Annotated in this window: 18 protein-coding genes and 1 tRNA gene; 10 read left to right on the forward strand and 9 right to left on the reverse strand. The window is 62.3% G+C overall.

Annotated features, from left to right (window positions below; genetic code table 11):
* The first annotated feature begins 76 nt into the window (after window positions 1-76).
* Both F4X08_10350 and F4X08_10355 read left to right on the forward strand, forming a co-directional pair.
* Window positions 77-2,179: an RNB domain-containing ribonuclease gene (locus tag F4X08_10350; GenBank protein MYD26202.1), complete on the forward strand. Its 2,103-nt coding sequence runs from the start codon at window positions 77-79 to the stop codon at window positions 2,177-2,179.
* A gap of 12 nt (window positions 2,180-2,191) precedes the next feature.
* Window positions 2,192-2,599, forward strand: coding sequence for a VOC family protein (locus F4X08_10355; protein MYD26203.1), 408 nt, complete (start codon window positions 2,192-2,194; stop codon window positions 2,597-2,599).
* A gap of 10 nt (window positions 2,600-2,609) precedes the next feature.
* Here the strand turns inward: F4X08_10355 and F4X08_10360 are convergent, their stop codons facing one another.
* The 5 genes from F4X08_10360 to F4X08_10380 all read right to left on the reverse strand — a co-directional run bounded on the left by F4X08_10360 (window position 2,610) and on the right by F4X08_10380 (window position 11,299).
* Window positions 2,610-5,318 (reverse strand): TonB-dependent receptor, encoded by a 2,709-nt coding sequence (locus F4X08_10360; protein ID MYD26204.1) that lies wholly within the window; start codon window positions 5,316-5,318, stop codon window positions 2,610-2,612.
* 149 nt (window positions 5,319-5,467) lie between these two features.
* Window positions 5,468-6,343 (reverse strand): glycosyltransferase, encoded by an 876-nt coding sequence (locus F4X08_10365; protein MYD26205.1) that lies wholly within the window; start codon window positions 6,341-6,343, stop codon window positions 5,468-5,470.
* A gap of 21 nt (window positions 6,344-6,364) precedes the next feature.
* Entirely contained in the window at window positions 6,365-7,714 is a 1,350-nt protein-coding gene (locus F4X08_10370; protein ID MYD26206.1) for a sigma-54-dependent Fis family transcriptional regulator, read from the reverse strand.
* Complete coding sequence (locus F4X08_10375; protein MYD26207.1) at window positions 7,671-9,554, reverse strand: HAMP domain-containing protein; 1,884 nt, start codon at window positions 9,552-9,554, stop codon at window positions 7,671-7,673. Before F4X08_10375 ends, F4X08_10370 begins: the two co-directional genes overlap by 44 nt.
* Before the next feature lie 14 nt (window positions 9,555-9,568).
* Window positions 9,569-11,299, reverse strand: coding sequence for a hypothetical protein (locus F4X08_10380; GenBank protein MYD26208.1), 1,731 nt, complete (start codon window positions 11,297-11,299; stop codon window positions 9,569-9,571).
* Between the two features lie 195 nt (window positions 11,300-11,494).
* Between F4X08_10380 and F4X08_10385 the strand changes: the two genes are divergently transcribed.
* Both F4X08_10385 and F4X08_10390 read left to right on the forward strand, forming a co-directional pair.
* Window positions 11,495-11,893 (forward strand): hypothetical protein, encoded by a 399-nt coding sequence (locus F4X08_10385; protein MYD26209.1) that lies wholly within the window; start codon window positions 11,495-11,497, stop codon window positions 11,891-11,893.
* Between the two features lie 4 nt (window positions 11,894-11,897).
* Window positions 11,898-11,969 (forward strand) — tRNA-Gln (locus F4X08_10390).
* On the opposite strand, the gene F4X08_10395 is transcribed toward F4X08_10390, so the two are convergent.
* The 3 genes from F4X08_10395 to F4X08_10405 all read right to left on the reverse strand — a co-directional run bounded on the left by F4X08_10395 (window position 11,941) and on the right by F4X08_10405 (window position 15,560).
* Entirely contained in the window at window positions 11,941-12,459 is a 519-nt protein-coding gene (locus F4X08_10395; protein ID MYD26210.1) for a MarR family transcriptional regulator, read from the reverse strand. The genes F4X08_10390 and F4X08_10395 overlap by 29 nt on opposite strands.
* A 220-nt stretch (window positions 12,460-12,679) precedes the next feature.
* Window positions 12,680-13,861, reverse strand: coding sequence for a PLP-dependent transferase (locus F4X08_10400; GenBank protein ID MYD26211.1), 1,182 nt, complete (start codon window positions 13,859-13,861; stop codon window positions 12,680-12,682).
* Between the two features lie 67 nt (window positions 13,862-13,928).
* The gene (locus F4X08_10405) at window positions 13,929-15,560 is read right to left on the reverse strand and encodes a methylmalonyl-CoA mutase (GenBank protein MYD26212.1); all 1,632 of its coding nucleotides are present in this window, start codon (window positions 15,558-15,560) and stop codon (window positions 13,929-13,931) included.
* A 313-nt stretch (window positions 15,561-15,873) separates the two neighbouring features.
* Here F4X08_10405 and F4X08_10410 point away from each other — a divergent pair, with 313 nt between their 5' ends.
* The 5 genes from F4X08_10410 (at window position 15,874) to F4X08_10430 (ending at window position 20,637) form a co-directional block, all read left to right on the forward strand.
* Complete coding sequence (locus F4X08_10410) at window positions 15,874-16,533, forward strand: hypothetical protein (protein ID MYD26213.1); 660 nt, start codon at window positions 15,874-15,876, stop codon at window positions 16,531-16,533.
* On the forward strand, window positions 16,487-17,122 hold the full coding sequence (locus F4X08_10415) for a hypothetical protein (protein MYD26214.1): 636 nt from the start codon (window positions 16,487-16,489) through the stop codon (window positions 17,120-17,122). The genes F4X08_10410 and F4X08_10415 overlap by 47 nt, the downstream gene beginning before the upstream one ends.
* A gap of 178 nt (window positions 17,123-17,300) precedes the next feature.
* Complete coding sequence (locus F4X08_10420) at window positions 17,301-18,320, forward strand: thiamine pyrophosphate-dependent dehydrogenase E1 component subunit alpha (protein ID MYD26215.1); 1,020 nt, start codon at window positions 17,301-17,303, stop codon at window positions 18,318-18,320.
* Window positions 18,307-19,308, forward strand: a complete 1,002-nt coding sequence (locus F4X08_10425) for an alpha-ketoacid dehydrogenase subunit beta (protein ID MYD26216.1) — start codon at window positions 18,307-18,309, stop codon at window positions 19,306-19,308. The genes F4X08_10420 and F4X08_10425 overlap by 14 nt, the downstream gene beginning before the upstream one ends.
* 27 nt (window positions 19,309-19,335) lie before the next feature.
* Window positions 19,336-20,637: a dicarboxylate/amino acid:cation symporter gene (locus F4X08_10430; GenBank protein ID MYD26217.1), complete on the forward strand. Its 1,302-nt coding sequence runs from the start codon at window positions 19,336-19,338 to the stop codon at window positions 20,635-20,637.
* Window positions 20,638-20,644: 7 nt separating this feature from the next.
* Here the strand turns inward: F4X08_10430 and F4X08_10435 are convergent, their stop codons facing one another.
* Entirely contained in the window at window positions 20,645-22,018 is a 1,374-nt protein-coding gene (locus F4X08_10435; GenBank protein MYD26218.1) for a dipeptidase, read from the reverse strand.
* Between the two features lie 432 nt (window positions 22,019-22,450).
* On the opposite strand from F4X08_10435, the gene F4X08_10440 reads away from it, so the two are divergent.
* Window positions 22,451-24,145: a potassium channel protein gene (locus F4X08_10440; protein ID MYD26219.1), complete on the forward strand. Its 1,695-nt coding sequence runs from the start codon at window positions 22,451-22,453 to the stop codon at window positions 24,143-24,145.
* The last annotated feature ends 6 nt before the right edge of the window (window positions 24,146-24,151 follow it).

Genomic DNA, 24,151 nt, shown 5'->3' on the forward strand with positions numbered 1-24,151 from the left:
CGCCACTGTCCGTTATAAATCGCCTGCGCCCCGAGCCGTTGCAACTCGGCCTCCCGCATGATATCCCATCGGCGGGATGAAGTCAACCGGTTACCCGCCGGCCGTGAATTCGCTTGACTTCGACCCGGCCCGGGCACAGGATAAATGTATGAAAACACGCGTGTTCAAACGGCTTGAATCCGAAAGGAAAGAGCACTCCGTGCATATCGGCGACCTGATCATCTTCCGTCATCGCGGGGACATTCAGATCGGTATGCTCCAGGCGGTTTCCAGGAAGAAACTCAAGGTGGCGACCTCCGCTAACCGGGTCATGGACATCTCCACGGACCCCATCGTGCGGTATACCGATATCCGGGTCCGCGACCTTCCGGAAATGCTGGCCGTCCGGCGGGAAATCGAGGACCAGGCCCTTTCCTTAGACCTTGAAGAGGTCTGGGACATCCTCAAGGACGATCCCACCGTATTCACTTCGGAAGACATCGGTGAATTGTACTGGGGCGAACCCGGTTCGCCCGAGCAGCGGGCGGCCATGCAGCTGCACCTGAGCCGCCAGTGCCTGTACTTCTGCGAACGGGACAACGGCTTCACGTCCCGCACGACCGACCAGGTCAGAAGCATCCTGGACAAAGAGGCCCGCCAGCGCGCCGTGAGCACTGAGCGGGAAGGGTTCGACCGCTGGCTCGCGGACGAAACGCAACAGGACCTTCAGTCCCTGACGAACCGCCAGAAGCGCTGGTTGTCCCACCTCCGGGATTACGTCATTCAGGGCGACGAATATGCCGCGATCGACCAGGTGCGCAGCCTGCTGAAGGAAATGCCCACCCTGGCCGGCGGCGATCCGCAGCGATCGGTTTTCGAAGTCATGGTACGAAAGGGGTTCTGGGACGAAGACGAAAATCTCGATCTGCTGCGTTACGAGATTCCGACCGAGTTTTCCGACGAGGTCCTCGAATACGCCGCGGCCTGCCGATCCTCCGAATCCGGCCGGGAAGACCTGACCGGGTTGCCGATCCTGTCGATTGACGATGCATCCACCCAGGATATAGACGACGCTCTCTCCGCGGAACGGACCGAGGACGGCTACCGGATCGGCGTGCATATCACCGACGTGGCGGACCTCGTGCCCCGGGATTCGGTCCTGGACCTCGCGGCGCGGGAAAGGATGTCGTCCGTCTACCTGCCGGACCGGCACATACCCATGCTGCCCGCCAACCTCTCCCAGGACCACTGTGCGTTGCTCGAGGGCGAACGGCGCTGTGCCATCAGTTTCTTCTTCACGCTGTCTTCGGACTTCGAGCTGCTGGACTCCCTGATCATGCCGTCCCTGATCGTCAACCGGGCGAGGCTGTCCTACGACGAAGCCAACCGGCTGCTGGGTACGATCGAGCAACCCTACGCCGAAGTGCTGCAGATCCTGAACCAGGCGGTGGACGTCTTCTACCAGCGTCGCATCGACCAGGGCGCGGTCGACCTGGAACGCAGCGTAGTCTCGATCAAGGTGGACGGCGAGAAGCGTATCCGGATCGTGCTTCGGGACACTTCCACAAGGTCCGAACACATCGTGTCGGAACTGATGATCCTCGCCAACCGGACCGCCGCGGCGTACCTGGCCGGCCGCGACATACCCGCGATCTACCGTACCCAGGCCGAGACCGACCTGGGCGACCTGGAGCAGGCCGAGCACGACGCAGTCTGGCGCTTCCTGGTACTGAGAAGAATGAAGCCTCTCGAACTCAGCCTGAAGTCCCGTCCGCACGCCACGCTGGGCGTAGACACCTACTGCCAGATCACGTCGCCGATCCGGCGGTACGCCGACCTGGTCCTTCAGCGGCAGTTGCGGACGGCCCTGGCGGAAGGCCCCCCGGCCTACGACGCCGATGAAATGATGGATGAACTGTCCGCCCTCGAACGCAGCAGGATACTTAACAAGATCCAGGCCAGGCGGGAATGGTACTGGTTGCTCAAGCACCTAGAGCAACAGAAAGACGTCCACATCAGGGCGATCGTCCTCGAGACGCGGGAACGGAACATCCTGGTCGAATTTCCGGATTTCGGAACGAGGATGGCGGTCAAGGTGGAGGGCAGGCCTTCACCGGGTGAAGAAATCATGTTGAGTCCCGTCGCAATCGACCCGTGGTCGGGAACGCTGAGATTGCGGCAGATTACAGATCAATCCTGAACAGGAAGGAGCATTTCCTTGGTAAAGATACGTTCACTGGAGCATGTAGCCGTGGCCTACCGGGACACGGACGCCGCGGCGAAATGGTACTGCGACGTGCTGGGCTTCGAAATCGCGCTCAAGTTCAACAACCCGGGGAACGACGCGAATTTCTACTTCGTTCGCGATCCCGCCGGCACCTGTTTCATCGAGATCATTTCCATGCCCGAAGGAGATGACACGCAACTCGCCGACATCCGGACCGCCCACGTGCATATCGCCTTCAACGTGGATGACATGGACGAAGCTGTTTCCGTGCTGGAATCGAAGGGGGTTAAGCTGGAAGGTCCGCCGGTCCGGGCCGGGCAGAACATCCTGCTCTTCTTCCGCGATCCGGAAGGCGCGCCGCTGCAACTGGTGCAACGGGCGAAGCCGCTCTGAGGCCGAGACTTCAGAAACCGATTTCGAAACCGAACCGGATTTCCCGGGGCGGGGCGTACTGCTGGGGATCCAGGCTCAAAAGGCGCCGCAGCCGGACAAACTCATTCGACCGGCCCGTAAACGACTCCAGGGTATATCCATCGTCCCCCGGACGGCCCGTGTTGGCGTAAACGCTGACGACGTTCCGGCGGTCGAACACGTTCCGGACTTCCGAGAACACCGTGTAGGCGAGCCGGCCGGCCCTGAAGCGCTTCCTCAGGCGCAAGTCGAGGTTGGCGAAGGCCGGCAGGCGCGCCTGGTTCCGCTCGATTTCCGTCCGTTCGCGCAGGGCGTTGGTCGGCGTGTAGGGCAGGCCGCTGCCGAAATAACCGACCAGGGACATCCCCCATCCCCTCAGCGGTACGCCCAGTATGCGCTTCTGCACGGTTTCGGGCGCGAGCACGTTCACCACGGCTTTCATGGTATGACGCTGGTCGAAGGCGAGCGGGAAATAGCCTCTCTCCGCGGGATCGGCGGAGCCGGTCGGCCTGGCCTGCTCCGCGTGCTCCTGGGGCGTGGACGCGCTTCCCCGGGCGATGGAGTAGGTGTAGTTGAAGGACCCGGAAACCATGCGCGTCACGTCCCGTTTCACGATCAGTTCCACGCTGCGCACGGAACCGAAGTCCGCGTTGTTGAAGATGTAATACATCCCGCCGGGATACTGGACCTGCGCCGTCGACGTCAGGTTGGAGATGGTCTTGTAGGATGCCGTGAACCCGACGCGGACGTCCCCGGACAGCATATGCTCGAGGCCGAACTCATAGGCCACGGTCTTCTGGGGGGCCAGGTCGGGATTCCCCAGGCGCGGGGATTCGCCGCTGAAGTCGCGCCGCAGGTTCGTATAGGCATGCCGGAACTCCGGCGGCTGGTAGAAGTATCCGTAATTGAACCGGAGCAGGCTACGCGGCGTGAAGGAATGGGAAACGCCCAGACGCGGGCTAAGCCGTAACTTGGTCGAGTTGTCCCGTTGCGCGGCCTGGCCCGACGGTAGATCGACGAAAAACCGCTGGCTCGTGTCCAGGTAATCCATCCGGAGCCCGGCGTCCACGATCAACCGGCTCAACTCCACCCTGTTCTGAAAGTACAGGGCGCCTTCCACGGGATTGACGATGTATCGCTGCCCCTGCGGTACGGCCTGCAGGAACGACCGCTCGTTCCAGTCCAGCCGGTACCACTGCGCTTCGACGCCCGCCCGGACCTGGTTCCAGTAGGTAGCCTGCCCGCTCAGGTCCGCCCTTACGCCGTAATAGGTTGCCCGGGCGTCCCGGTACAGCGGGAAGAAGTCGTTGCCTTCCGTGAACGGCAGTCCCTCGTATCGATCGGACGGCAACTGGGTGGACTCGTAGATCGATCCGTTGTATTGACCATGATCGTCCACCGAATAGCCCGGCCACTCCGACCAGTATCTGTCCGCCAGCATGGTGGGAAACAGGATGCTGTTGGTGGCATATCTGTAAAACCGTGCGGTATAGAAGAGTCGCGGACTGATGTTCTGGCTGACCGACAGGTTGAGCGCCTGGCTGCCGGCCTGTCTTTCCGGAAGTCCGTCCGGATTGAAATCGTAGGAAAGCCCGTTCTGATTGCGATGGTCATACTGGAAATGGCGCTGGCGGAAGTAGTGACCGCTGATCTTCAGCTTCATGAGGGGATAGGGCTTGAACACCAGGTTTCCCGCCACCGTGGCCAGCGAACGGCTGTTGTGGGGGATATGGTGCCCGTCGCTCAGGACCTGGCCTGAAAGGAAATAGCCGCCACGGTTCCCGAACCAGGGCAGCGCGCCACTGAGCGTCCCCTCCAGGCGCCCTCCCCGTCCCGCCGCGGTTTCGTCGTAACTCCCCGCTTCCAGGTCGTACTGGGACTGCAGCGTCGTCGCGACCCTGAAGGTACCCGACAGGGGACCGCTTCCCTCACGGGTCACGATATTGACGACACCCGACATGGCCTCCCCGTACTGCGCGTTGAAGCCGCCCCGGTTGACGACCAGTTCCTCGACCGAAGCCAGGGGTATATGCGTACCCATGCCGCCCAGCAGGGGATCCTCCAGGGTGGCGCCGTCCACGTAGTAGGAGATCTCGTTCGCCCGGCCGCCCCGCACGTGCAGACCGCCCTCGGCGTCGCGGACCACCCCGTTCTGGAGAAAGATCAGGTCCGACAGGTCCGTTACGGGCAAGGACTCGATTTCCCGGGGGACGATCAATTCACTCGAAGCGGTCAGGTCCGACCGGACGGACGTCCTCCGCGCGGTGATGGTAACGGGTTCTGCCAGGTCGAGCATGGTCGTTTCCAGCTCGAAGTCGATCCTCGTGGTGCGGTCGCTGTTGACGGTAAGCACCTGGGTGCGGACGGGCAGGTAGCCGATCATCTGTACTTCAAGCCGGTACGCGCCTACGGGGACGTTGAGGATGAAATACTCCCCGTTCAAGCCGGAAACGGCCCGTGATTCGGTACCCTCTACGCGTACCGTGACGCCGGCCAGCGGATCACCGGTAGCCGCGTCCCGTACAAACCCCGTGATCTTGCCGGAGGTGACGGCCAGGGCGGAACCCGGGACGAGTCCGCACAAAAGAATGATCAGCAAAGCGATGCGCTTCATAGACATCCAGTTTCTCTCGAGTTCGATACAATCATCCGTTATTGACAGGTCGCAAATAATATGCCGACGGGCGTACAGGGCGTTCATTTTCTGCCGGAAACGTTCAAAATCGTGGAATTCCGGGATAAAAACGCCCAGGAAGCGGGGATTCTGCGCGGAATGCGGGCGTGAACCGGAAATCCCTTTCGGAACGATGTGAAAGGATTTGCACAGGTTCAGCAGCCCTTTGCATAGGCTCAGTCGCCCGCTGACCCAGCGTAGCCGGCCAGGCTGGCCAGGGTGACCGCGTAACGCCGTTTCTTGTCCCGGTAGCGATCGGCCTCCTCGAACCTTCTCCGCTTTTCCGCGCCGGCGGCGTATATGTCGATTTTCAGGTACAGGGTATCCAGGGCGGCGGTCAGGGCCTCGCCTTCCACCGCGCCGCTTTGAATCAGCTTCTCCAGCGCGCGTATGCGGAAACGGTCCATGCCCCAGTACGCGCGCGACAACTGGTCCTCGTGGCCGCCGTACTTCAGCAGCAGGGGTTCGTCCACGTAGAGCACGGGTTCCCGCGCGCAGATCCGCAGCCACAGATCGTAGTCTTCGCAGACCGGCAGCTCCGGGTCGAACATGCCGAAGCGCTCGAACAGATCACGATGTATCAGCGCGGAAGAAGGGGAGATGACGCACAGGGGCAGACAATGATGGAAGATGTGACCGCCGTGCTTGGCGTGTTTCTTCATGGGATTGACCCGCCTGCCCTTGCGGATCCAGATCTCATCGGTGTGGCAGAACCTGAACCGCGGATCCCGTTCAAGCGCGCTCCACTGTCTTTCCAACTTGCGGGGAAGCCATTCGTCGTCGGAATCGAGCAAGGCGATCCAATCGTGTTTCGCCGCGCTGATGCCGTGATTTCTGGCCGCGCTCACCCCCTGGTTTTCCTGGCGACGGAACCGCACGCCGGGAAAAGTGCGGACGAGGGCGGGGGTACCGTCCGTCGAACCGTCGTCGACCACGATGATCTCGGCTGGTGGCGCGGTCTGTTCCAGGACGGACCGGATCGCCGACGGCAGCCGGTCTTCCCGGTTGTAGGTGGGAATCACGACGGAGACGGGAAGGATTGTCGATTCCATGCGGTACCTTCCTGAAGCCCGTTACTGAAGACCATATTTCTTGATCTTGTACTGGATGGTCCTGACCGTGACGCCGAGGGCCTCCGCCGCGCGCGTCCGGTTTCCGCCGGATTCCAGCAGCGCCTGTTGGATGAGGCGTTTTTCGGCCTGTCCCCTGGAGTCCTTGAGCGACCCCTGAACGGGGCCCGCGGCCGCTTCGGTCGCGTGCGCGTGGGGAAAGCCGGGCAGATGTTCCGGCAGGATGCGTTCTCCGTCACTCAATACGACGGCGCTCTCGATGGCGTTCTCCACTTCCCGGATGTTCCCGGGCCAGTCGTACCTCGTGCAGATCTCCAGGGCTTCCTCGGAGATATATTTGTCGCCGAGGCCGTTCTCCCGCGTGTACTTCCGGATGAAGTAGTCGATGAGCGGCGGGATGTCGTTCCGGTGCTCTCGAAGGGGCGGCACCACGATGGGCAGGACGTTCAGGCGGTAGTAGAGGTCCTGCCGGTAACGCCCCTCGGCGACCGCGTCCTCCAGGTTGCGGTTGGTGGCCGCGATCACCCGGACGTCGATATGCAGCGGTTCCGTGCCGCCGAGTCGTTCGAACCGGCGTTCCTGCAGCACGCGCAGCAGCTTGACCTGGACGGCCCCGCTGACCTCGCCGATTTCGTCCAGAAAGATCGTCCCGCCGGCCGCCCGCTCGAAATACCCCTTGCGCGTCGTGCTCAGTGCGCCGGTGTACGCCCCTTTTTCGGTCCCGAAGAGTTCGCTTTCCAGCAGGCTTTCGGGAATGGAGGCGCAACTCACATCCACGAAAGGATGTTCCTTCCGGTAGCTTCTGGCGTGGATCGCCCGGGCGATCAGGCTTTTGCCCGTACCGCTTTCACCGAGCAGCAGGACCGTGGTATTGGCCCTGGCGACCTTCTCCACCCGGTCGAAGATGTCCCTGATCTGGGCGCTCTCGCCGATGATGTCCGGGTCGGGGATGGAAGACGGTCTGGGTGATGTATTTGTGCGCCGCCGGTTCTTCTTCTCCTGCAGCGCGCCTTCTATGGTGGCGAGCAATTCCTCTAACTTTACCGGCTTGGTCAGATAGGTAAAGGCGCCGTCGCGCATGGCCTTGACGGCCGTCTCCACGGTGGCGAAGGCCGTCATCATGATGATACTCGTTTCCGGCGAAGTGCCGGTCATGCGCTTGATCAGGTTCAGGCCGTTGACCCGGGGCATTTTCATGTCCGTGAGCAAGACGTCGAATTGGCCGTTACGGGCCGTTTCATAGGCCTGTTCCCCGTCCGCCACCCCCGTGACTTCGTACCCCTCGCCCGACAGCAACTCGACCAGCCCCTCACGGGTGTTCCGGTCGTCTTCCGCGATCAGGATGCGTTCCATGAATGACCTCTGTTCCCTCTTTTCCGGCGGAAGGCTCGGCGACTTCCGCTTTCAGCGCCGGCAGGGTCAGCGTGAAGGCCGTCCCCTGGCCGGGTGTGCTTTCGACCGAGATCACGCCCCCGTGTTTTTCCACGATCTGCTGGGCGATGGGCAGGCCCAGGCCCGTACCGGTCGACTTGGACGTGTAGTACACCTCGAATATACGATCCAGCCGGTCGGGATCAATACCCCTTCCCGTATCTTCGAATTTAATGTGGACCTGGGGGCTTACGCCGAAGCCTTCCAGGGTCAGGTCACCGCGGTTGCGGGGCGGCGCCTGTTCCGTGGAGATCGTAAGCGTGCCCCCGGCCTCCATGGCGTCGAAAGCATTCAGCATGATATTCAGGAACACCTGCTTGATCTGGTTGACATCGACCGATACCGGCAGTTCGCCGTTCCGGTAAAGGGTGTCGATGCGGACGCCCCGTTCCTGTGCCGTGCCCTGGTGGGTGGCGACGACTTCGTCGAGCACCTCGTTGATGTCGTGAGGGTAAGGCACCAGTTCGGGCGGCCGGGCGTAGTTCAGGAAGTTCTCGACGAGACTGTCGATACGCCATATTTCCGAAATCACCTTCTCATAGTGCCCGCCCGGTTTATCCAGATCGCCGTTCTGCTTCTCCATATCCCGCTTGAGAATCCTGAGGTTGATGATCATGGAATTGAGCGGATTCCGGATCTCGTGGGAGAGGATGGTGGCGAACTTGCTCAGCGTCGCCAGTCTCTCGGCCTGTTTCAGGCGGCGTTCCTTCTCCAGCAACTCGCGGGCCATCTGGTTGAACTCCCGGGCCAGTGTCGTCAGTTCGCCATGGCCCGGCGTTTCTATGGTATGGGTCAGCTTGCCCCGGGCGAACAACTGCGCGCCGCGCACCAGTTCGTAGATCGGGCGGACGATTTTTCGGACGACGAGAACACCGATCAGCGAAGCGACCGCCGCGCTGATCACCATGAGTACGCTGATGCCCACGATCATGTCCCGCGACCTGGCGAAGGCCCGGTCCGCCGGTTGTTCGATGACGACTTTCCACCCGATCGGCGTGACGGTCGCGAAGGCGGCGACCATCTCGCCTGACGCCCCGGTGTAGACCAGCGTGCCGCTCTGCTGTTCACCCAGCGCCGTGCCGACGGGAGAGCCGGACAAATCGTCCTGGCGGTACACCCTTTCCCGTTCCGGATGGGCAATCAGGCGGCCGTTCCCGGTCGCGACGTAGGCGTTGCCGAATCCTTCTCGTTGTCCCTCCCCCAGTTGAATGTTGTCCACCAGGTCCCACATATCCTTAAGGCTCACCCGCGCCGCGAGATAACCCGTGTGCTCGTCGAGACGCCTCACTGCCACGGTGATCGTCACCGCGGGCAGGCCGTCGTCCGCAATGAACACCGGGGAGATCGTGGTGCCGTCCGCCGGAGGAAGCGCCAGGTCCGGCCGTGCCCGCAACGGCCCTTCGAGCCGCGTGGTCAGCCTTTCGCTTCCCGCAATGTCAAGCACGGACAGTTCGCTGAGGAAGTCCTGACGGATGACCAGGTTGTCGATCAACTGCTGGTACATCGCGTCCGTCGCGTCGATCATGTCCATGTTGTCCGCGGCGAGGTCGATCACGCGTTGCGCCTGTTCGATATACAAGCGGATCTCGTTACTCGCCCGTCGCGCGACCTCGAGGTTGCCGTCCGCTACCGTGTCCTCAATCGAACGGCGGGCCGTCGCGAGCAGAAGCAGTCCGACGATCAGCACCGGAATGGTGGCCAGCGCGATATGGGACACGAGCAGCCGTGGCCACAATCCTTCTCGTAAGTTTATGGGAAACATGGATTTGCGCGCCGTCAAGGGGCGTGTTCGGTCCGGAACCAGGCCGCGGGCGACCTGAGCGCTTCACCTGGGCGGCCCAGGTTATTCAAGGTGGGATCGTACGCGATGTACCGGGTATCCACGAAGTAGAGGAACATGCAGGGCTGGTCCCGGACCAAAAGCATTTCGAGCTGCTGGTAGACGGGTCCGGCCCGGTACTGGTCGGGCAGCCCGAAGAGGAAGTTTATGTTGCGGTCGACCTGGCGGTTCCGGTATCCGAGCATGTTCCCCAGGCCGATGCTTTCCGAGTGAAAGACGGCGTAGAGATCGTCTGCCGTGGGTTCGAAATCCTGCACGAACAGCGCCGCGTCGTAGCTGCCGATACCGAGCCGTTGGACCAGTTCCTTCTGGGTAACGGGCACGGGAACGACCTGGATGCCGATATGGTTCAGGTTCAGCTTGACGACCCGCACCGTCTTCTCGGCCGAGGTCTGTCCCCTGGGAAACAGCAGCTCGAACCGGAGGGGCCGTCCCTCCCGGTCGAGGAACCCGTCGCCGTCGCCGTCCTCCCAGCCCTGCAGACGCAGCAACTCAAGGGCCTCGCGCGGACGGTAATCGAATCCCATGTCGCCGCCCTTGAACTCGAAATCCGGGTGCAGGGGACCCTGGGCCAACACCCCGGCGCCGCGCACGAGCACCTCTTCCAGTATGCGCTGGCGGTCCGTGGCAAAGGTCAGCGCGCGCCGAATGGTCGAATCTGCAAGCAGCGGATGCCGGTGATTGTAGAACACCGCCGAGAAGGCGCGGCTTCCGGGTACGATCGCCTGGATCTTCGCATCGGACCGCGCCCGCTTCAGGTCCTTCAGCGTGCCGTCGCGTTCCACTTCGATGAGATCCACTTCCCGCATGATGAATGCCGCTTGCAGGGATTCGGACGTGGGGTAGAACCGGTAGACCACCCGGTCCAGGCTCGCACGGCCCTGGTGCCAGGTTTCATTGGCCTCGAGCGTCACCGTATCGTGGACGGGCCATGACGCGACCCGGTACGGACCCAGTCCGATTGGCCGGGTCGTCTCCAGGTGCGCGCCGGCATCGGCGAAGAGGCCGGGGCCCATCTGGTGCCGGGGCAGTATGGGCAGGGTCGCGAGCCGGTCGGGAAAGGCATCGATCGGCGATTTCATGGTGATCCGGACGGTCTGTGGATCGATGGCGGAAATCTGCCCGATATTCTGGAAATAGCGGTGGAAGACGGGATCGTACACCCGGGCGGCCTTGTACCGCGTGTACGTAAAGAGCACGTCGGCGGCCGTCATCGGCTCACCGTCGTGGAATTCAATGCCCTGTTTCAGCCGGAACACCCAGTCGTGGCCGCCCGAAAGCTTGATGGGCAGATAGGCCAATCCGTCCGACGTCGTGCCCGATTCATCCACGCGAAGCAGGCCTTCGCCATAGATCAGCGCGGCAATCTCCCGTTCCACGCCGAGACTGTTGAACAGGGGGTGGAAGGTGAGATCTCCGACGGCCACCTTGCCGATGGTGACCACACCGCCTTCCAAAGCCGGACTGTCCTGGGGATTAAGACGCCCCTGTGGCTCCGGACGCACCTGGGACTGGCCGAGGACCGCGTCGGGCAGACAAAGCAGGGACACGCCCAGGATCGACGTGCAGACAAGCAGGTTTCTGACTGTGAGATGCCGTGCTTTCAGCATGAAAACACCGCCCAGTAATACCTGATCTGGAGGAGGGGATCGTGTGAGTTTCAACATTTTACTATCGATTGGACCGCCTGTCAAGCAGATAACGGCCCCGGCGCACGGGTCAACGCGGGATGCCGGCTGTCGCGGCCTACCTGTCAAGTCGGGTCAACAGCCAACTTCCGATTGACACGCGGCGGCCGGCCGGGTAGATTGAGCCGGGCCGCGGGTACCGCGGCATACGGGGCAACGGTTTCGGGTATTGCTATGGATGGATACAACGGCTCAGGGTCAACGCGAAAGCGAGCCGGTTGCGTCGCTGCCCTGTTTTTCGCGGCATTCGTGCATGCGGCCTGCGGGGGCGAAGACACCTTCGTGCTGACCGTATACAACACGCTGGAGAGTACCGAAGCCATTCAGGTCGACCTGGCGGGGGACGCGAGGGAACTGCCGGTAGGCGCGTACACGGAGTTCCGGTCCGTCAAGCCGGGGACGCACATCCTGTCGGTGGAATCCCCTACCTGTTCGGGAGTCGACCGCAACTCGGTGGAAGTCGCCGCCGATACCATTCTCAGGTACCGGGCTGAAAGAAACGCGCAGACGGGGGCGTGCGAAATCGCGTGGCGGGTAGAAGTCTTCCGGTCCGAAACGCCGACCGGTCCGTGAGTATTCCGGGGTCGTTCAATTGGCAGGACACCAGATTTTGGTTCTGGCTATCCAGGTTCGAGTCCTGGCCCCGGAGTTTGCTGCTTTGAATTTGCTTCTGCTGATTTCAGTACTTCATCTTCGGTTTGCCACAACAACTCCAACGAATTCACCACGGACTCCAGACTCTCCGCGTCCCACCTCTCCGCGATCTGCATCGCTCGCTGTCGCGCGTGATGCAGGAACATTTCCGAAGCTTCCCTGCCGAGATCAGTCAGTTCACAAATAATCAGCCTGCGGTCGGTCGGACTCGTGCCTCGCTTAACGTACTCCTTTTGAACCAGGTTCTTCACTATGATCGTCGTGTGGGCGATCGAAGTGCCCAGTTCGCCCGCGATAGAACTCATCTTCAACGGGCCGAAGTATCCCAGCAGGAACAGGGTGTTCATCTGGTGCGTATTCACGTGCAGGCGTCGGAGTTCTGTGATACGACCGCTGAACATCAAGCGATTCAGATGTTCAACCGAATTTACGAACCTTTCGATCAGTTCGCCTTCCGGGCCTGTTGTCGGTTTTCTCTGCATCATCGCCTTATTGGAAACGTGGGTTCACCCATCGCATTAAGAAAACGACTATTCTATTAATATAAACATTTCTGCTAAAGTAACAACCGATTCGAATCCAACCCGCGGTCGCGATCGAATTACCGATGCAGGAAGATGGATCGAACGTCAGGACGGAATCTGAGGAACGGTAACGGATGGTCGCGGGTTTCCCGTCCCTGCGAACCCGGAACCCTTGATCCGCCTAGATCTGTCCCAGGGCCTGGTCCAGGTCTGCGATCAGATCGTCGGCGTTTTCGATCCCCACGGAAAACCGGACGAGTTCGTCCTTGATGCCGATCTCGAGGCGCTCGGACCGGTCCATTTCATAGAAGGACATGATGGCGGGCTGCTCGATCAGGCTCTCCACACCGCCCAGGCTCGGCGCGATGTAGGGGATGCGCACCGCGTCGATGAAGCGGATAGTCGTATCCATGTCGCCGTCGACCTCGAAGCTCACCACGCCGCCGAAACCGCTCATCTGCCTGCGCGCGATTTCATGGCCCGCGTGGCTTTCCAGTCCGGGATAGTACGTCTTCCGGATGCGCGGATGGCCTTCCAGGAAACGGGCGACGGCCAGGCCGTTCGCGTTGTGCTGTTCCATGCGCAGGGCGAAGGTCTTCAGGCCGCGGATCAGCAGGTACGCGCCGTGCGGATCGACGATGCCCCCCGTGACGTCGCGGAATTCGCGGACGGCGGCAATAAGCGGCGCGCTGCCCACGACGGCGCCGGACAGCAGGTCGTTGTGGCCGCCCAGGTACTTCGTGGCGCTGTGGAGAACCAGGTCGATCCCGAATTCCAGCGGCTTCTGGTTGTAGGGCGTGGCGAACGTGCCGTCGATCAGCACCTTTACCCGGTGCCGGTCGGCGATCTCCACGACTTTCTCCAGGTCGATCACGTTCAGGTACGGATTCGTGGGAGATTCGGATACGATGAGCCGGGTCTTCGAGGTGATCGACGAGGCCAGTTCATCGTAATCGCCCGTCTTGACGAAGGTCACGTCGATGTTGTACCGCGGGAGGATCTGCCGGCAGAACTGGCGGCTGCGCCGGTAGCACTCGTCCATGACGATCACGTGGGCGCCCGAGGATAGCATGGCGAGCAGCACAGAAGTGAAAGCGCTCATCCCCGAAGAGAACAGAGCGGCGTCCTCACCGCCTTCCAGCTCGGCGATCTTGCGCTCCGCCACCGACTTGGTGGGGTTGCCGTAGCGTCCGTATTCCTCCCGGTCGACCTCACCCGTCGTGTATTCGATCAACTCCCGGGTATTCTGGAAGACGTAGGTGGAAGTCTGGACGATGGGATTGGTCACCGACGAAAACGGCTTGTCGCGGTGTTCCCCGCCATGCACGGAACGGGTGGACAGTCCCTTCTTGTTACGCGGCATGTGATCCGGTTTCCCTTAAGGTTTCCTATTACTATGGCATCCTAATGGCAATTGCGGTCGACGCGCGTCAATAGGCCGCGGGTTCCTCGTACAGACCGTGCACTTCCTGCATCACGCCCACGATCTCCCCCAGCGTGGCGTAGGCCTTCACCGCGGCCAGCATGGGCGGCATGATATTCTCCCCGTTCCGCAGCGCGGTCCCCAGGACATCGAGGGCGTGCCCTGCCGCCGGGTCGTCTCTCCGCCGCCGCACCGCGTCGAGGCGGCTGCGCTGTTCCCTTTCGATGCGGGGGTCGATGCGAAGCGTCTCCAGGTCGCGGTCCTCGGGGGCGACGAAATCGTTCACGCCGGTGATGATCCGTTCCCGGTCTTCGATCTCCGCCTGGTACCGGTTGGCCGCGGCCATGATCTCGCGCTGGGGAAAGCCCGCTTCGATCGCCCCAACCATGCCGCCGAAGCCGTCGATCTTCTTGAAATACGCCTCGGCCTCCTCTTCCAGCCGGTTCGTCAGGGACTCGACGTAGTAAGATCCTCCCAATGGATCGACCGTGTCGGTCACGCCGGTTTCATGGGCGATGATCTGCTGGGTCCGCACGGCGATGCGGGCCGCCTTTTCCGAGGGCAGCGCGTAGGCTTCGTCCAGCGCGTTGGTATGCAGCGACTGGGTGCCGCCCAGCACCGCGGACAGCGCTTCGACGGCCGTGCGCACGATGTTGTTCTCCGGCTGCTGGGCGGTCAGGCTGCACCCGGCGGTCTGGGTGTGGAAGCGCAGCATCCAGGATCGCTCGGACCGGGCGCCGTACCGCCGGCGCATGTGGCGCGCCCAGATCCTCCTGGCGGCGCGGAACTTGGCGATCTCTTCGAAGAAATCGATGTGGGCGTTGAAGAAGAAGGAAAGCCGGGACGCGAAGCGGTCGACTTCGAGGCCGGAGGCCATGCAGGCGTCGACGTAGGCAAATCCGTCCGCCAATGTGAAGGCCAGTTCCTGGGCGGCCGTCGCGCCCGCCTCCCGGATATGGTACCCGCTGATGCTGACGGGGTTCCACTGGGGTACGCGCTCCGTGCAGAAAACCACCGTATCGGATACGAACCCAACCGCGGAGGCCGGCGGGCAGATCCACTCCTTCTGCGCGATGTATTCTTTCAAGATGTCGTTTTGCAGCGTGCCCCGCAACCCGGTCCAGGGTATGCCTCTTTTCTCCGCCAGGGCCAGGTACATGGCCAGCAGCACGGCGGCCGGGGCGTTGATGGTCATGGACGTGCTGATCCGGTCAAGCGGGATGCCGGTAAACAGGGTCTCTATATCTTCCAGCGTGTCGACGGCGACCCCGCAGACGCCCACTTCGCCCGCGGAGGACGGGTGGTCCGAATCCAGCCCCATCAGCGTGGGTACGTCGAATGCCACCGACAGGCCGTTCTGGCCCTGTTCCAGGAGAAACTTGAAACGGTCGTTGGAATCGGCCGCGGAACCGAAGCCGGAGAACTGCCGGATGGTCCAGGGCCTGCCCCGGTACAGGGAAGCGTGGATCCCGCGCGTGTAGGGGTACTGCCCCGGGTATCCTTCGTCGCGCAGATAACCGGTGCCGGACTGCCGGCCGGCCGTATACAACCCTTCCACGGGAGACCCGGAGATATTGGTGAAGGAAGGCTTGCGCAGGGGCCGCCCCCCGTTTTCAGCTTCCTTCGGCTTTCTTTTCATTCCGTCCATCGCGTCCGCCCGGCAAGACTTAATTGCGCCAAACTATTTCAGTTACACCCACAATCAACACCGTAATATAGCCACGGGCAGGGGGTCGTCAAGCGGGAAGTGCTCCCCTGAAACACCCGCGGGGGCTGCCGAATTCCGTTGACATTTTCGACACCCACCGGTTAAGATTCGCATGACCCGATCACACTATTGATCGCGATAATCGCGCGCGGCGAATTCCGGATTCGCCGCCCACCGTGCCGCGTTCGTCATCCATTTCAACAGTGGTTTCCCGCGTCATTTTCTCGAATTCCGAACCTCCAGCATGGCTATGAACACTCTCGAGATACCGCTCTTCCCGCTCAATACCGTACTCTTTCCGGGCATGCCCCTGCACCTTCACATTTTTGAACCCCGCTACAAGGAAATGGTGCACAAGTGCCTCCACGAGAAAACGGAATTCGGCATTCTCCTCCTCCATGAAACCCAGTTGTGCCAGGTGGGCTGCACGGCCCGGATCACGCAGATCCTGAGACAGTTCGAGAACGGTTCCATGGATATCCTCACCGAGGGCCGCAGGCGGTTCCGGGTCCTCGACGTACTGAACCGCGAGTCCTACCTGGAAGCCGTCGTGGAGTACTTCGACGACGAGAACGAGGACATCCCCTCCGACCTCCTGAAGAAGGTCCTGAACGCCTACCAGAAGATGATCCGCCTGCAGACCAGGGGCGTGGGCGCCATCCGCGGCATATTCGACCCGGTGCACTTCTCCTTCATCATCGCGTCGACAATCGACATGGTGCTGAAGGACCGGCAATCCCTGCTGGAACTGACTTCCACCACGGAACGGATCAGGAAACTCGACACGGCGCTCCTCGTGACGATGCAGAAACTGGACAAGCAGGAAAAACTGAAGCGCGTGGCCGAAATGAACGGACATGGCAAGCACGAGCCCGAAGAAAGCGAATCCAAAGACGGCGAATAGCGCCGCCGGCACGCGCCGCCTGACGGCCATGGCCGTGGCCGTTGCCCTCGCGGTACTCCTCGGGTTCATCCGTCTGTACCGGCTGCCGTGGGGCGGTTCGCTCTCGCTCAAGATCCTGCCCCTGGTCTACCTGGCGATCACCTACGGACCCAGGGCGGGCATGGCCGGCGGGCTCGCCGCGGGCCTGGTCACGCTGATCCTCGACCCGGTCATCTTCCATCCCATACAGGTCTTCCTGGACTACCTGCTGCCCTACGCGCTGCTCGGGATCATCGGTTTCTTCCCTTCATGGCCCCGGGTGGGCATCCTGGCGGCCGGCGTACTCCGCCTGGCAAGCCACGTGGTGTCCGGCGCGGTCTACTTCGCGGCCTTCACACCGCCGGAACTGAACCGGCAGGTTTACGAACTGGTCCGGGATTACACGGGGATCACCCTCTCCCCCCTGCTCCAGGAATGGTCGGCGCCGTGGCTCTACGCCCTGCTCTACAATGCCAGCGTCGTCGTTCCCGAGACGGTCCTGATGATCCTCTTCGCCCCGCCGTTGGTCCGCCGGATCAACCGTGGATTCGCGCCGGAACAAACCCGGTGAGCGCAGGCGTGGAAACCGCTGTAACCGGGTGGGATCAACGGCGCCTCGGCGGGGGTATTTTCCTCTTGCCTGGCCGCCGGCCCTCCCGTATTATGTCACAATTCGTCCGAACCGTTTATTCTGTTACGTCCGTACCGAATCTCCAATCACGCCGCTACGGCTAAGGAGAGCTCGAAACATGTCCGAATCCCTGGAGTTGATCACGACCTCCAGCGACGAAGGAACGCTGCCGCTGCCCGAGCCGCTGTGCCGGGAAATCTACGACAAAATGCTGACTATTCGGCGTTTCGAGGAGGCCGTTCTGGAGATCTACACCCAGGGCCTGATGCGCGGCCTGGCGCACCTGTACATCGGCCAGGAAGCCTCGGCCGTGGGCATCTGCTCGGCGTTGAACGACGACGATTACCTCACCAGCACCCACCGGGGCCACGGCCACCTGATCGCCAAGGGCGGCAAGGTGGACCGCATGATGGCGGAAATGATGGGCAAGGTCGACGGCTACAACCGCGGCAAGGGCGGCACCATGCACATCGCCGACATGAGCCTGGGCATCCTGGGCGCCAACGGCATCGTCGGAGGCGGCATGGGCATGGCGACCGGCGCGGCCCTGAGCGGAAAGATGCGCGGTTCCGGGCAAGTGGCCGTGTGCTTCTTCGGCGACGGCGCCATCAACCAGGGCGCTTTCCTGGAATCCGCCAACCTGGCTTCCATCTGGTCGCTGCCCGTCCTGTTCGTCTGTGAAAACAACCACTATGGAGAATATACGGCCGCCAGCGACGTAACGGCCGTCCGGGAACACGTGGCCGAACGGGCCGCGGGGTTCAACATGCCGGCCACGGTGGTGGACGGCAACGACGCCGTTGCGGTGCACCAGACCGCGGTGGAGATGGTAAAGCGGGCCCGGGCCGGCGAGGGGCCGTGCCTGATCGAGAACAAGACCTACCGGTACCGTGGGCACCACGTGGGCGACGGCGACCCGGAAAAAACCTACCGGACCCAGGAGGAGACGGACACCTGGCTCGCGAAAGATCCCATTCCCCGCTTCGCCCGGCGCATGCTGAAGGCGGGCATGGTCGACGAGACGGAACTTGAAACCATCGACGCAGACATCACGAAAAGGGTGGAAGACGCCGTGGCCTTCGCCAACGAATCCCCCTATCCCACGGCCGACGAGGTGACCGACCATGTCTACGCCTGAGCGTGTGATCACCTATGGCGAAGCAGTCCGCGAGGCCATCGCGGAGGAGATGCGGCGGGACGAGACCGTCTTCTTCATGGGAGAGGACGTGGCCGCCGCGGGCGGCGTATTCAAGGTCACCGTGGGGCTGCTCGACGAGTTCGGCGAAGACCGGGTGCGGGACACGCCCATTTCGGAAGCGGGCATCATGGGCGCCGGCGTGGGGGCCGCGCTGACGGGCATGCGGCCCATTGTCGAAATCATGTTCGGCGACTTCATCACCATAGCCATGGACCAGATCGTCAACCAGGCGGCCAAGATGTGTTACATGACCGGCGGACAGGCCAAAGTGCCGCTGACGATCCGGACCACGATCGGCGCGGGACGTTCCTCCGCGGCCCAGCACTCACAGAGCCTGCAGGCCTGGCTGTCCCACATACCCGGCGTCAAGGTGGCCATCCCCTCCACGCCGGCCGACCTGAAGGGCCTGCTCAAGTCCTCCATCCGCGACGACAACCCCACCGTCATCTACGAAGACAAGATGATGTACGCCCTGAAGGGGCCAGTGCCCGAAGACGACGACTACACCATACCCTTCGGCGTGGCCGACATAAAGCGGGAAGGGTCGGACGCGACCCTCGTCGCCACCTCGAGCATGGTGCATACCGCGCTCAAGGCCGCGGACATGCTGGAAAAGGAGGGCGTCAGCATCGAGGTGGTGGATCCCAGGACACTGTCCCCCCTCGATATGGACACGATCATACGTTCCGTCGAGAAGACCAGCCGCGCCGTGGTGGTCGACGAAGCCTACCAGAGCTACGGCGTCACGGGCGAACTGGCCTCCCGGATCGCCGACGAGGCCTTCGATTACCTGGACGCCCCCGTGAAGCGCGTGGGGGCCATGGACGTCCCCGTACCCTTCAGTCCCGGGCTGGAACCGCAGACCATTCCCGACGAGGCGAAACTGGTCCAGACCGTCCAGGGTCTGTTCCACGACGTCCCCGTATAGACCGAGACTGCGGAGCGATCAAACTATATGAACCTGTGGCGCCTTCCCCTGCACTGGAAGATCATCATCGGGTTGATTCTCGGATTGTTCTACGGGATCCTCTCCGCGGCCATGGGCTGGAGCCGGTTCACAGAGGACTGGATCTCGCCCTTCGGCGACATCTTCCTGAACCTGCTCAAGGTCATCGCCGTACCCCTCGTGCTGGGCTCGCTCATCATGGGCGTCGCCTCCCTGTCGGACGTGAGGAAACTGTCGCGCATCGGCGGCAGGACGATCGCCATTTACATCCTCACGACGACCGTCTCCGTGACTATCGGGCTCGTCATGGTCAATTTGCTCGAACCCGGGACGGGGGTGCCCCAGGGGTTGCAGGAACAGCTGCAGGCGGCCTACCAGACCGACGCGGAATCCGACATGGAACGGGCCGAAACGGCCAGGGAGCGGGGTCCGCTGCAGGTCTTCGTGGACATGACTCCCGATAACATCTTCGGCGCGCTGAGCAACAACGGGCGCATGCTCCAGGTCGTCTTCTTCTCACTCCTCTTCGGCATTGCCCTGGTACTGATCCCGTCCGACAAGAGCAAACCCCTGGTGGATTTCTTCTCAGGTCTCACGTCGGTCATCATCCAGATCGTGAACATGATCATGGTCGTCGCCCCGATCGGCGTCTTCGCCCTGATCGCCAAGACCATCAACCAGGTGGCCCAGGACGACCTGTCCGCCGTCGGTGAACTCCTTGGCGCCCTGGGCTTCTACTGCCTGGTGGTCCTCCTGGGGCTGCTGATCCACGGCATCATCACCTACCCGGTCATGCTCAAGATCTTCTCCAACATGAAAATCGGGCGGTTTTTCCGGGGGATCGCCCCGGCCCAGCTCCTGGCCTTCTCATCCAGTTCCAGCGGGGCCACGCTCCCGGTCACCATGGATGTGAGCCAACGGAATCTCGGGGTTTCAAAAGAGGTTTCGTCCTTCGTCCTGCCTCTCGGCGCCACGATCAACATGGACGGCACCGCGCTCTACCAGGCCGTGGCCGCCGTGTTCATCGCACAGGCCCTCGGTCTCGGGCTCGACATGACCGCCCAGTTGCAAATCGTCCTCACGGCCGTCCTCGCCTCCATCGGCACCGCCGCAGTGCCCGGCGCGGGCATCATCATGCTGATCATCATCCTGGAGACCATCGGCGTGCCGGCCGCGGGCATCGCGCTGATCCTCGGCGTCGACCGCATCCTCGACATGTGCCGCACCGCGGTGAACGTCACGGGCGACGCCGCCGTGGCGACCTCGGTGGACGCCATGGAGAAACGGGCGGCCGCCCGTCAGTCCGCGTAACGACCTGTCAGTCCGCGTATCGTCCGTATTCGTCGTAGAACCAGGCCGCGCTGTCGATGCCCCGGTAGAAATTGGGCAGGTGGAACTTCTCGTTGGGCGCGTGGGCGTCGCAGTCGGGCAGGCCGAAAGCCATCAGGACCGTAGGCAGGCCGAGTATCTCCTCGAACATGGCCACCACCGGTATGCTGCCGCCTTCCCGGATGTAGACGGGCTCCTTGCCGAAGCCCCGCGTTATAGCCTCGTGGGCGGCCGTCACAGCGGGATGGTCCCGCGCCGTGAGGACTGGCTTGCCCGTGCCGTGATGGATGACTTCCACCTTGACCGAGGGCGGTGCGAGGCTTCTGACGTAGTCTTCGAACGACCGGGCGATCTTTTCAGGGTCCTGGTTCGGCACGAGGCGCATGCTCACCTTGGCCATGGCCTTCGAAGGGATCACGGTCTTCGATCCCTCGCCCGTGAATCCTCCCAGCATCCCGTTTACATCAAGGGTGGGCCGCGCCCACAGGCGTTCCAGGGTCGAGTAGCCTTTCTCGCCCGTGGATTCCGGCAGGCCCAGTCTCCCGGCGAATCCTTCCTCGTCGAAGGGCAGCGCGGCAAGCGACGCACGTTCTTCATCGTCCAGGGCCAGGACGTCGTCATAGAAACCGGGGACGGTGATCCTTCCGTCGCCGTCCACCATCCTGGCCAGGATCTCCGACAATACGTTCAGGGGGTTGGGAACCGCGCCGCCGTAGACGCCCGAATGCAGGTCCTTGTTGGGTCCCTCGAGCCGGACCTCCATGTAGGCCATGCCCCGCAGGGCATACCCGATCGAGGGCTGCTCGTAGTCGAACATGGACGTGTCGGAAATGACCACCACGTCCGCCGCCAGTGCTTCCCTTTGGTTTTCCAGGAAGGCTTCCAGGTTCTCGCTCGAGACCTCTTCCTCGCCCTCGATCAACAAGCGGACGTTCACGGGCAGCCGGCCGTTCTCCCGCAGGTGGGCCTCCAGCGCCTTCACGTGCAGCCAGACCTGCCCCTTGTCGTCCGTCGATCCCCGGGCGTAGAGGTTGTCGCCCCGGATCACGGGATCGAAGGGATCGCTTTCCCACAACTCAAAGGGTTCGGCGGGCTGTACGTCGTAGTGGCCGTATAACAGGACGGTGGGCTTGCCGGGCGCACCGAGCCAATCCGCCGTTACGATGGGATGGCCGGGCGTGGGATTCACGGCCACGTTATGCATGCCGATCCGCTCCAGTTCGCCGGCGAGGAACCGGGCGCACCGGCGCAGGTCCTCCCGGTGGTGGGGATGGGTGCTCACGCTGGGAATGCGGAGGAAATCCTTCAAGCCCTCCAGGGCCTGGGTCCGCTGTCCTTCCAGGTACGAAATGACGCTGTCCATGATTTACGATTCCGTTCGTTGGGGTTGGGGGGATGGGGGGATGGGTTCCGGCCTCCGGTCGCCCGGGACGGGACCTGGCCGCCCGGGACGGGACCTGGCCGCCCGGGACGGGACGTGAACGCCCGGGACGGGACGTGAACGCCCGCGACCGAAACGCCGCGCGCATCTGGCAGGTTACAGGAACGGCGGGCGGAGGAGCAAGGAGAAAAACTCAGAGGCGGGGGACGGGTCCGTGGTGCGGCCGGGAACGGGGACGGGACCGCGGTGCGGACGCAACCGGGCGGATTCGACTTTTCGGCCACGGGCTTCCCGTGTGGGCTTGACAGTACGCCGGGATGGTCTTAGACTGGTAATTTCGCAATGCGGTGTGCGGTGCGGGCAGGATTCGCCGCGTCGTGACTCGAACCATTACCGGCCATCTCCGGATTCGCCATGCAGACCTTCTTGAAACAGTACCTGGGCGTGTTGCGCACCACGATCGGATCGGGAAACCTGAAGTTCTTCTACCGGTTTTTCATCTTCCTCTTCCTGTTGATCCTGGTCTACACGTTCCTGTTCCACCAACTCCAGGAAATGGAGGGACGGGAACATTCGTGGTTCACCGGATTCTACTGGACGCTGGTCACGATGACTACGCTTGGTTACGGCGACATCGTCTTTACCACCGACCTGGGCCGTATTTTCTCACTGTGCGTGCTGCTGACGGGCCTGACGACGCTGATCATCGTGCTTCCGGTGGCCTTTGTCGAGTTCATCTACCGGCCCTGGCTCAGCGCCCACTCCATCGCACGCGCGCCCAGAGCTCTGGATCCTGCATACCAGGAACACGTGGTCATCACCCATCACGACGAGGTGACGAGTTCGCTTGCCGCCCGGCTCAAGCAGTACGGAAACGACTACGTATTCATCATACCCAATCTGGACGAAGCGCTGCTTCTTCACGACCGGGGTCTCAACGTCGTGTACGGCGACCTGGACAATGCCGAGACCTACCGCTACGCGAACGTGGACCAGGCGGCGCTCGTCGTGGCCACCGGCAAGGACACGCTGAATACCAGCATCGCCTTTACGATCCGGAATATCAACAAGGATATCCCCATCCTGGCGACGGCGAATTCTCCCGACTCCGTGGATATCCTCGAACTGGCGGGCTGCACCCACGTGATCCAGCTGGGACAGCAGATGGGGCAGCTCCTCGCCCGGCTCGCTTCGAGCGTGGATTCCATGTCCCACGTACTCGGAAACGTCGAAGACCTGATGGTCGCCGACGCGAGCATCGTGGATACCCCGCTCATCGGCAAGACCCTGCGCGAGACGCGTCTTCGCGAATTGACCGGCGTCACGGTCGTCGGCGTGTGGGAGCGGGGGAGGTTCCACGTGATCGCGCCCGATACGCCGTTGACCGAACGGATGATCCTGGTGCTCCTGGGGACGGAAAGCCAGATCACGTCCTACAATGAGTTGTTTGCCATCTACAACGTATCCGATCCGCCCATCGTCATCATCGGCGGAGGACGCGTGGGACGGTCCGCGGGGGGCACGCTCGTGGAGAGGGGGTTGGACTACCGGATCATTGAGCAGCAGGTCGACCGGATCCGGGATGAAAAGCATTACGTACTGGGCGACGCGGCGGATATCGAGACCATGAAGAAGGCCGGTCTCATGGACGCACCCACCGTCATCATCACGTCCCATGAAGACGACATGAACATCTACCTCACGATCTACTGCCGCAAGCTGCGCCCGGATATCCAGATCATCACCCGGGCGAAAGAGGAACGGAACGTGGAAGCGCTGCACCGGGCGGGGGCCGATTTCGTCATGTCCTACGCTTCCATGGGCGCCAACATCATCCTCAATCTGCTCAAGCGGAACGATATTGTCATGATCACGGAAGGGTTGAACTTCTTCCGGGTCAGGCTCCCCCGTGAACTTGCCGGCAGGACCATCGCCGAGTCGCAGGTCTACCCGGAGACGGGATGTTACATCGCGGCTGTTTTCACCGGGAAGGAGAGCATCGTGAGTCCCCCGCCGTCGATGAAACTGTCCACCGGGTGCGAGATCCTGCTCATCGGGACGATCGAAGCGGAAAACAGGTACCTGGAGCGGTACGGGAAGAGAACTTGATCCGGG

The organism is Gemmatimonadota bacterium (assembly GCA_009841265.1).
Taxonomy (GTDB): domain Bacteria; phylum JAAXHH01; class JAAXHH01; order JAAXHH01; family JAAXHH01; genus JAAXHH01.

Bases quoted from the DNA above. Each gene is read 5' to 3' on its own strand.
- F4X08_10365 (MYD26205.1), bottom strand. From the start codon at position 6,343: ATGGAATCGACAATCCTTCCCGTCTCCGTCGTGATTCCCACCTACAAC.
- F4X08_10400 (MYD26211.1), bottom strand. From the start codon at position 13,861: ATGCCGCGTAACAAGAAGGGACTGTCCACCCGTTCCGTGCATGGCGGG.
- F4X08_10350 (MYD26202.1), top strand. From the start codon at position 77: ATGAAGTCAACCGGTTACCCGCCGGCCGTGAATTCGCTTGACTTCGAC.
- F4X08_10395 (MYD26210.1), bottom strand. From the start codon at position 12,459: ATGATGCAGAGAAAACCGACAACAGGCCCGGAAGGCGAACTGATCGAA.
- F4X08_10360 (MYD26204.1), bottom strand. From the start codon at position 5,318: ATGAACGCCCTGTACGCCCGTCGGCATATTATTTGCGACCTGTCAATA.
- F4X08_10415 (MYD26214.1), top strand. From the start codon at position 16,487: ATGGCAAGCACGAGCCCGAAGAAAGCGAATCCAAAGACGGCGAATAGC.
- F4X08_10405 (MYD26212.1), bottom strand. From the start codon at position 15,560: ATGAAAAGAAAGCCGAAGGAAGCTGAAAACGGGGGGCGGCCCCTGCGC.
- F4X08_10425 (MYD26216.1), top strand. From the start codon at position 18,307: ATGTCTACGCCTGAGCGTGTGATCACCTATGGCGAAGCAGTCCGCGAG.
- F4X08_10440 (MYD26219.1), top strand. From the start codon at position 22,451: ATGCAGACCTTCTTGAAACAGTACCTGGGCGTGTTGCGCACCACGATC.
- F4X08_10420 (MYD26215.1), top strand. From the start codon at position 17,301: ATGTCCGAATCCCTGGAGTTGATCACGACCTCCAGCGACGAAGGAACG.
- F4X08_10410 (MYD26213.1), top strand. From the start codon at position 15,874: ATGGCTATGAACACTCTCGAGATACCGCTCTTCCCGCTCAATACCGTA.
- F4X08_10385 (MYD26209.1), top strand. From the start codon at position 11,495: ATGGATGGATACAACGGCTCAGGGTCAACGCGAAAGCGAGCCGGTTGC.
- F4X08_10435 (MYD26218.1), bottom strand. From the start codon at position 22,018: ATGGACAGCGTCATTTCGTACCTGGAAGGACAGCGGACCCAGGCCCTG.
- F4X08_10375 (MYD26207.1), bottom strand. From the start codon at position 9,554: ATGTTTCCCATAAACTTACGAGAAGGATTGTGGCCACGGCTGCTCGTG.
- F4X08_10430 (MYD26217.1), top strand. From the start codon at position 19,336: ATGAACCTGTGGCGCCTTCCCCTGCACTGGAAGATCATCATCGGGTTG.
- F4X08_10380 (MYD26208.1), bottom strand. From the start codon at position 11,299: ATGTTGAAACTCACACGATCCCCTCCTCCAGATCAGGTATTACTGGGC.
- F4X08_10370 (MYD26206.1), bottom strand. From the start codon at position 7,714: ATGGAACGCATCCTGATCGCGGAAGACGACCGGAACACCCGTGAGGGG.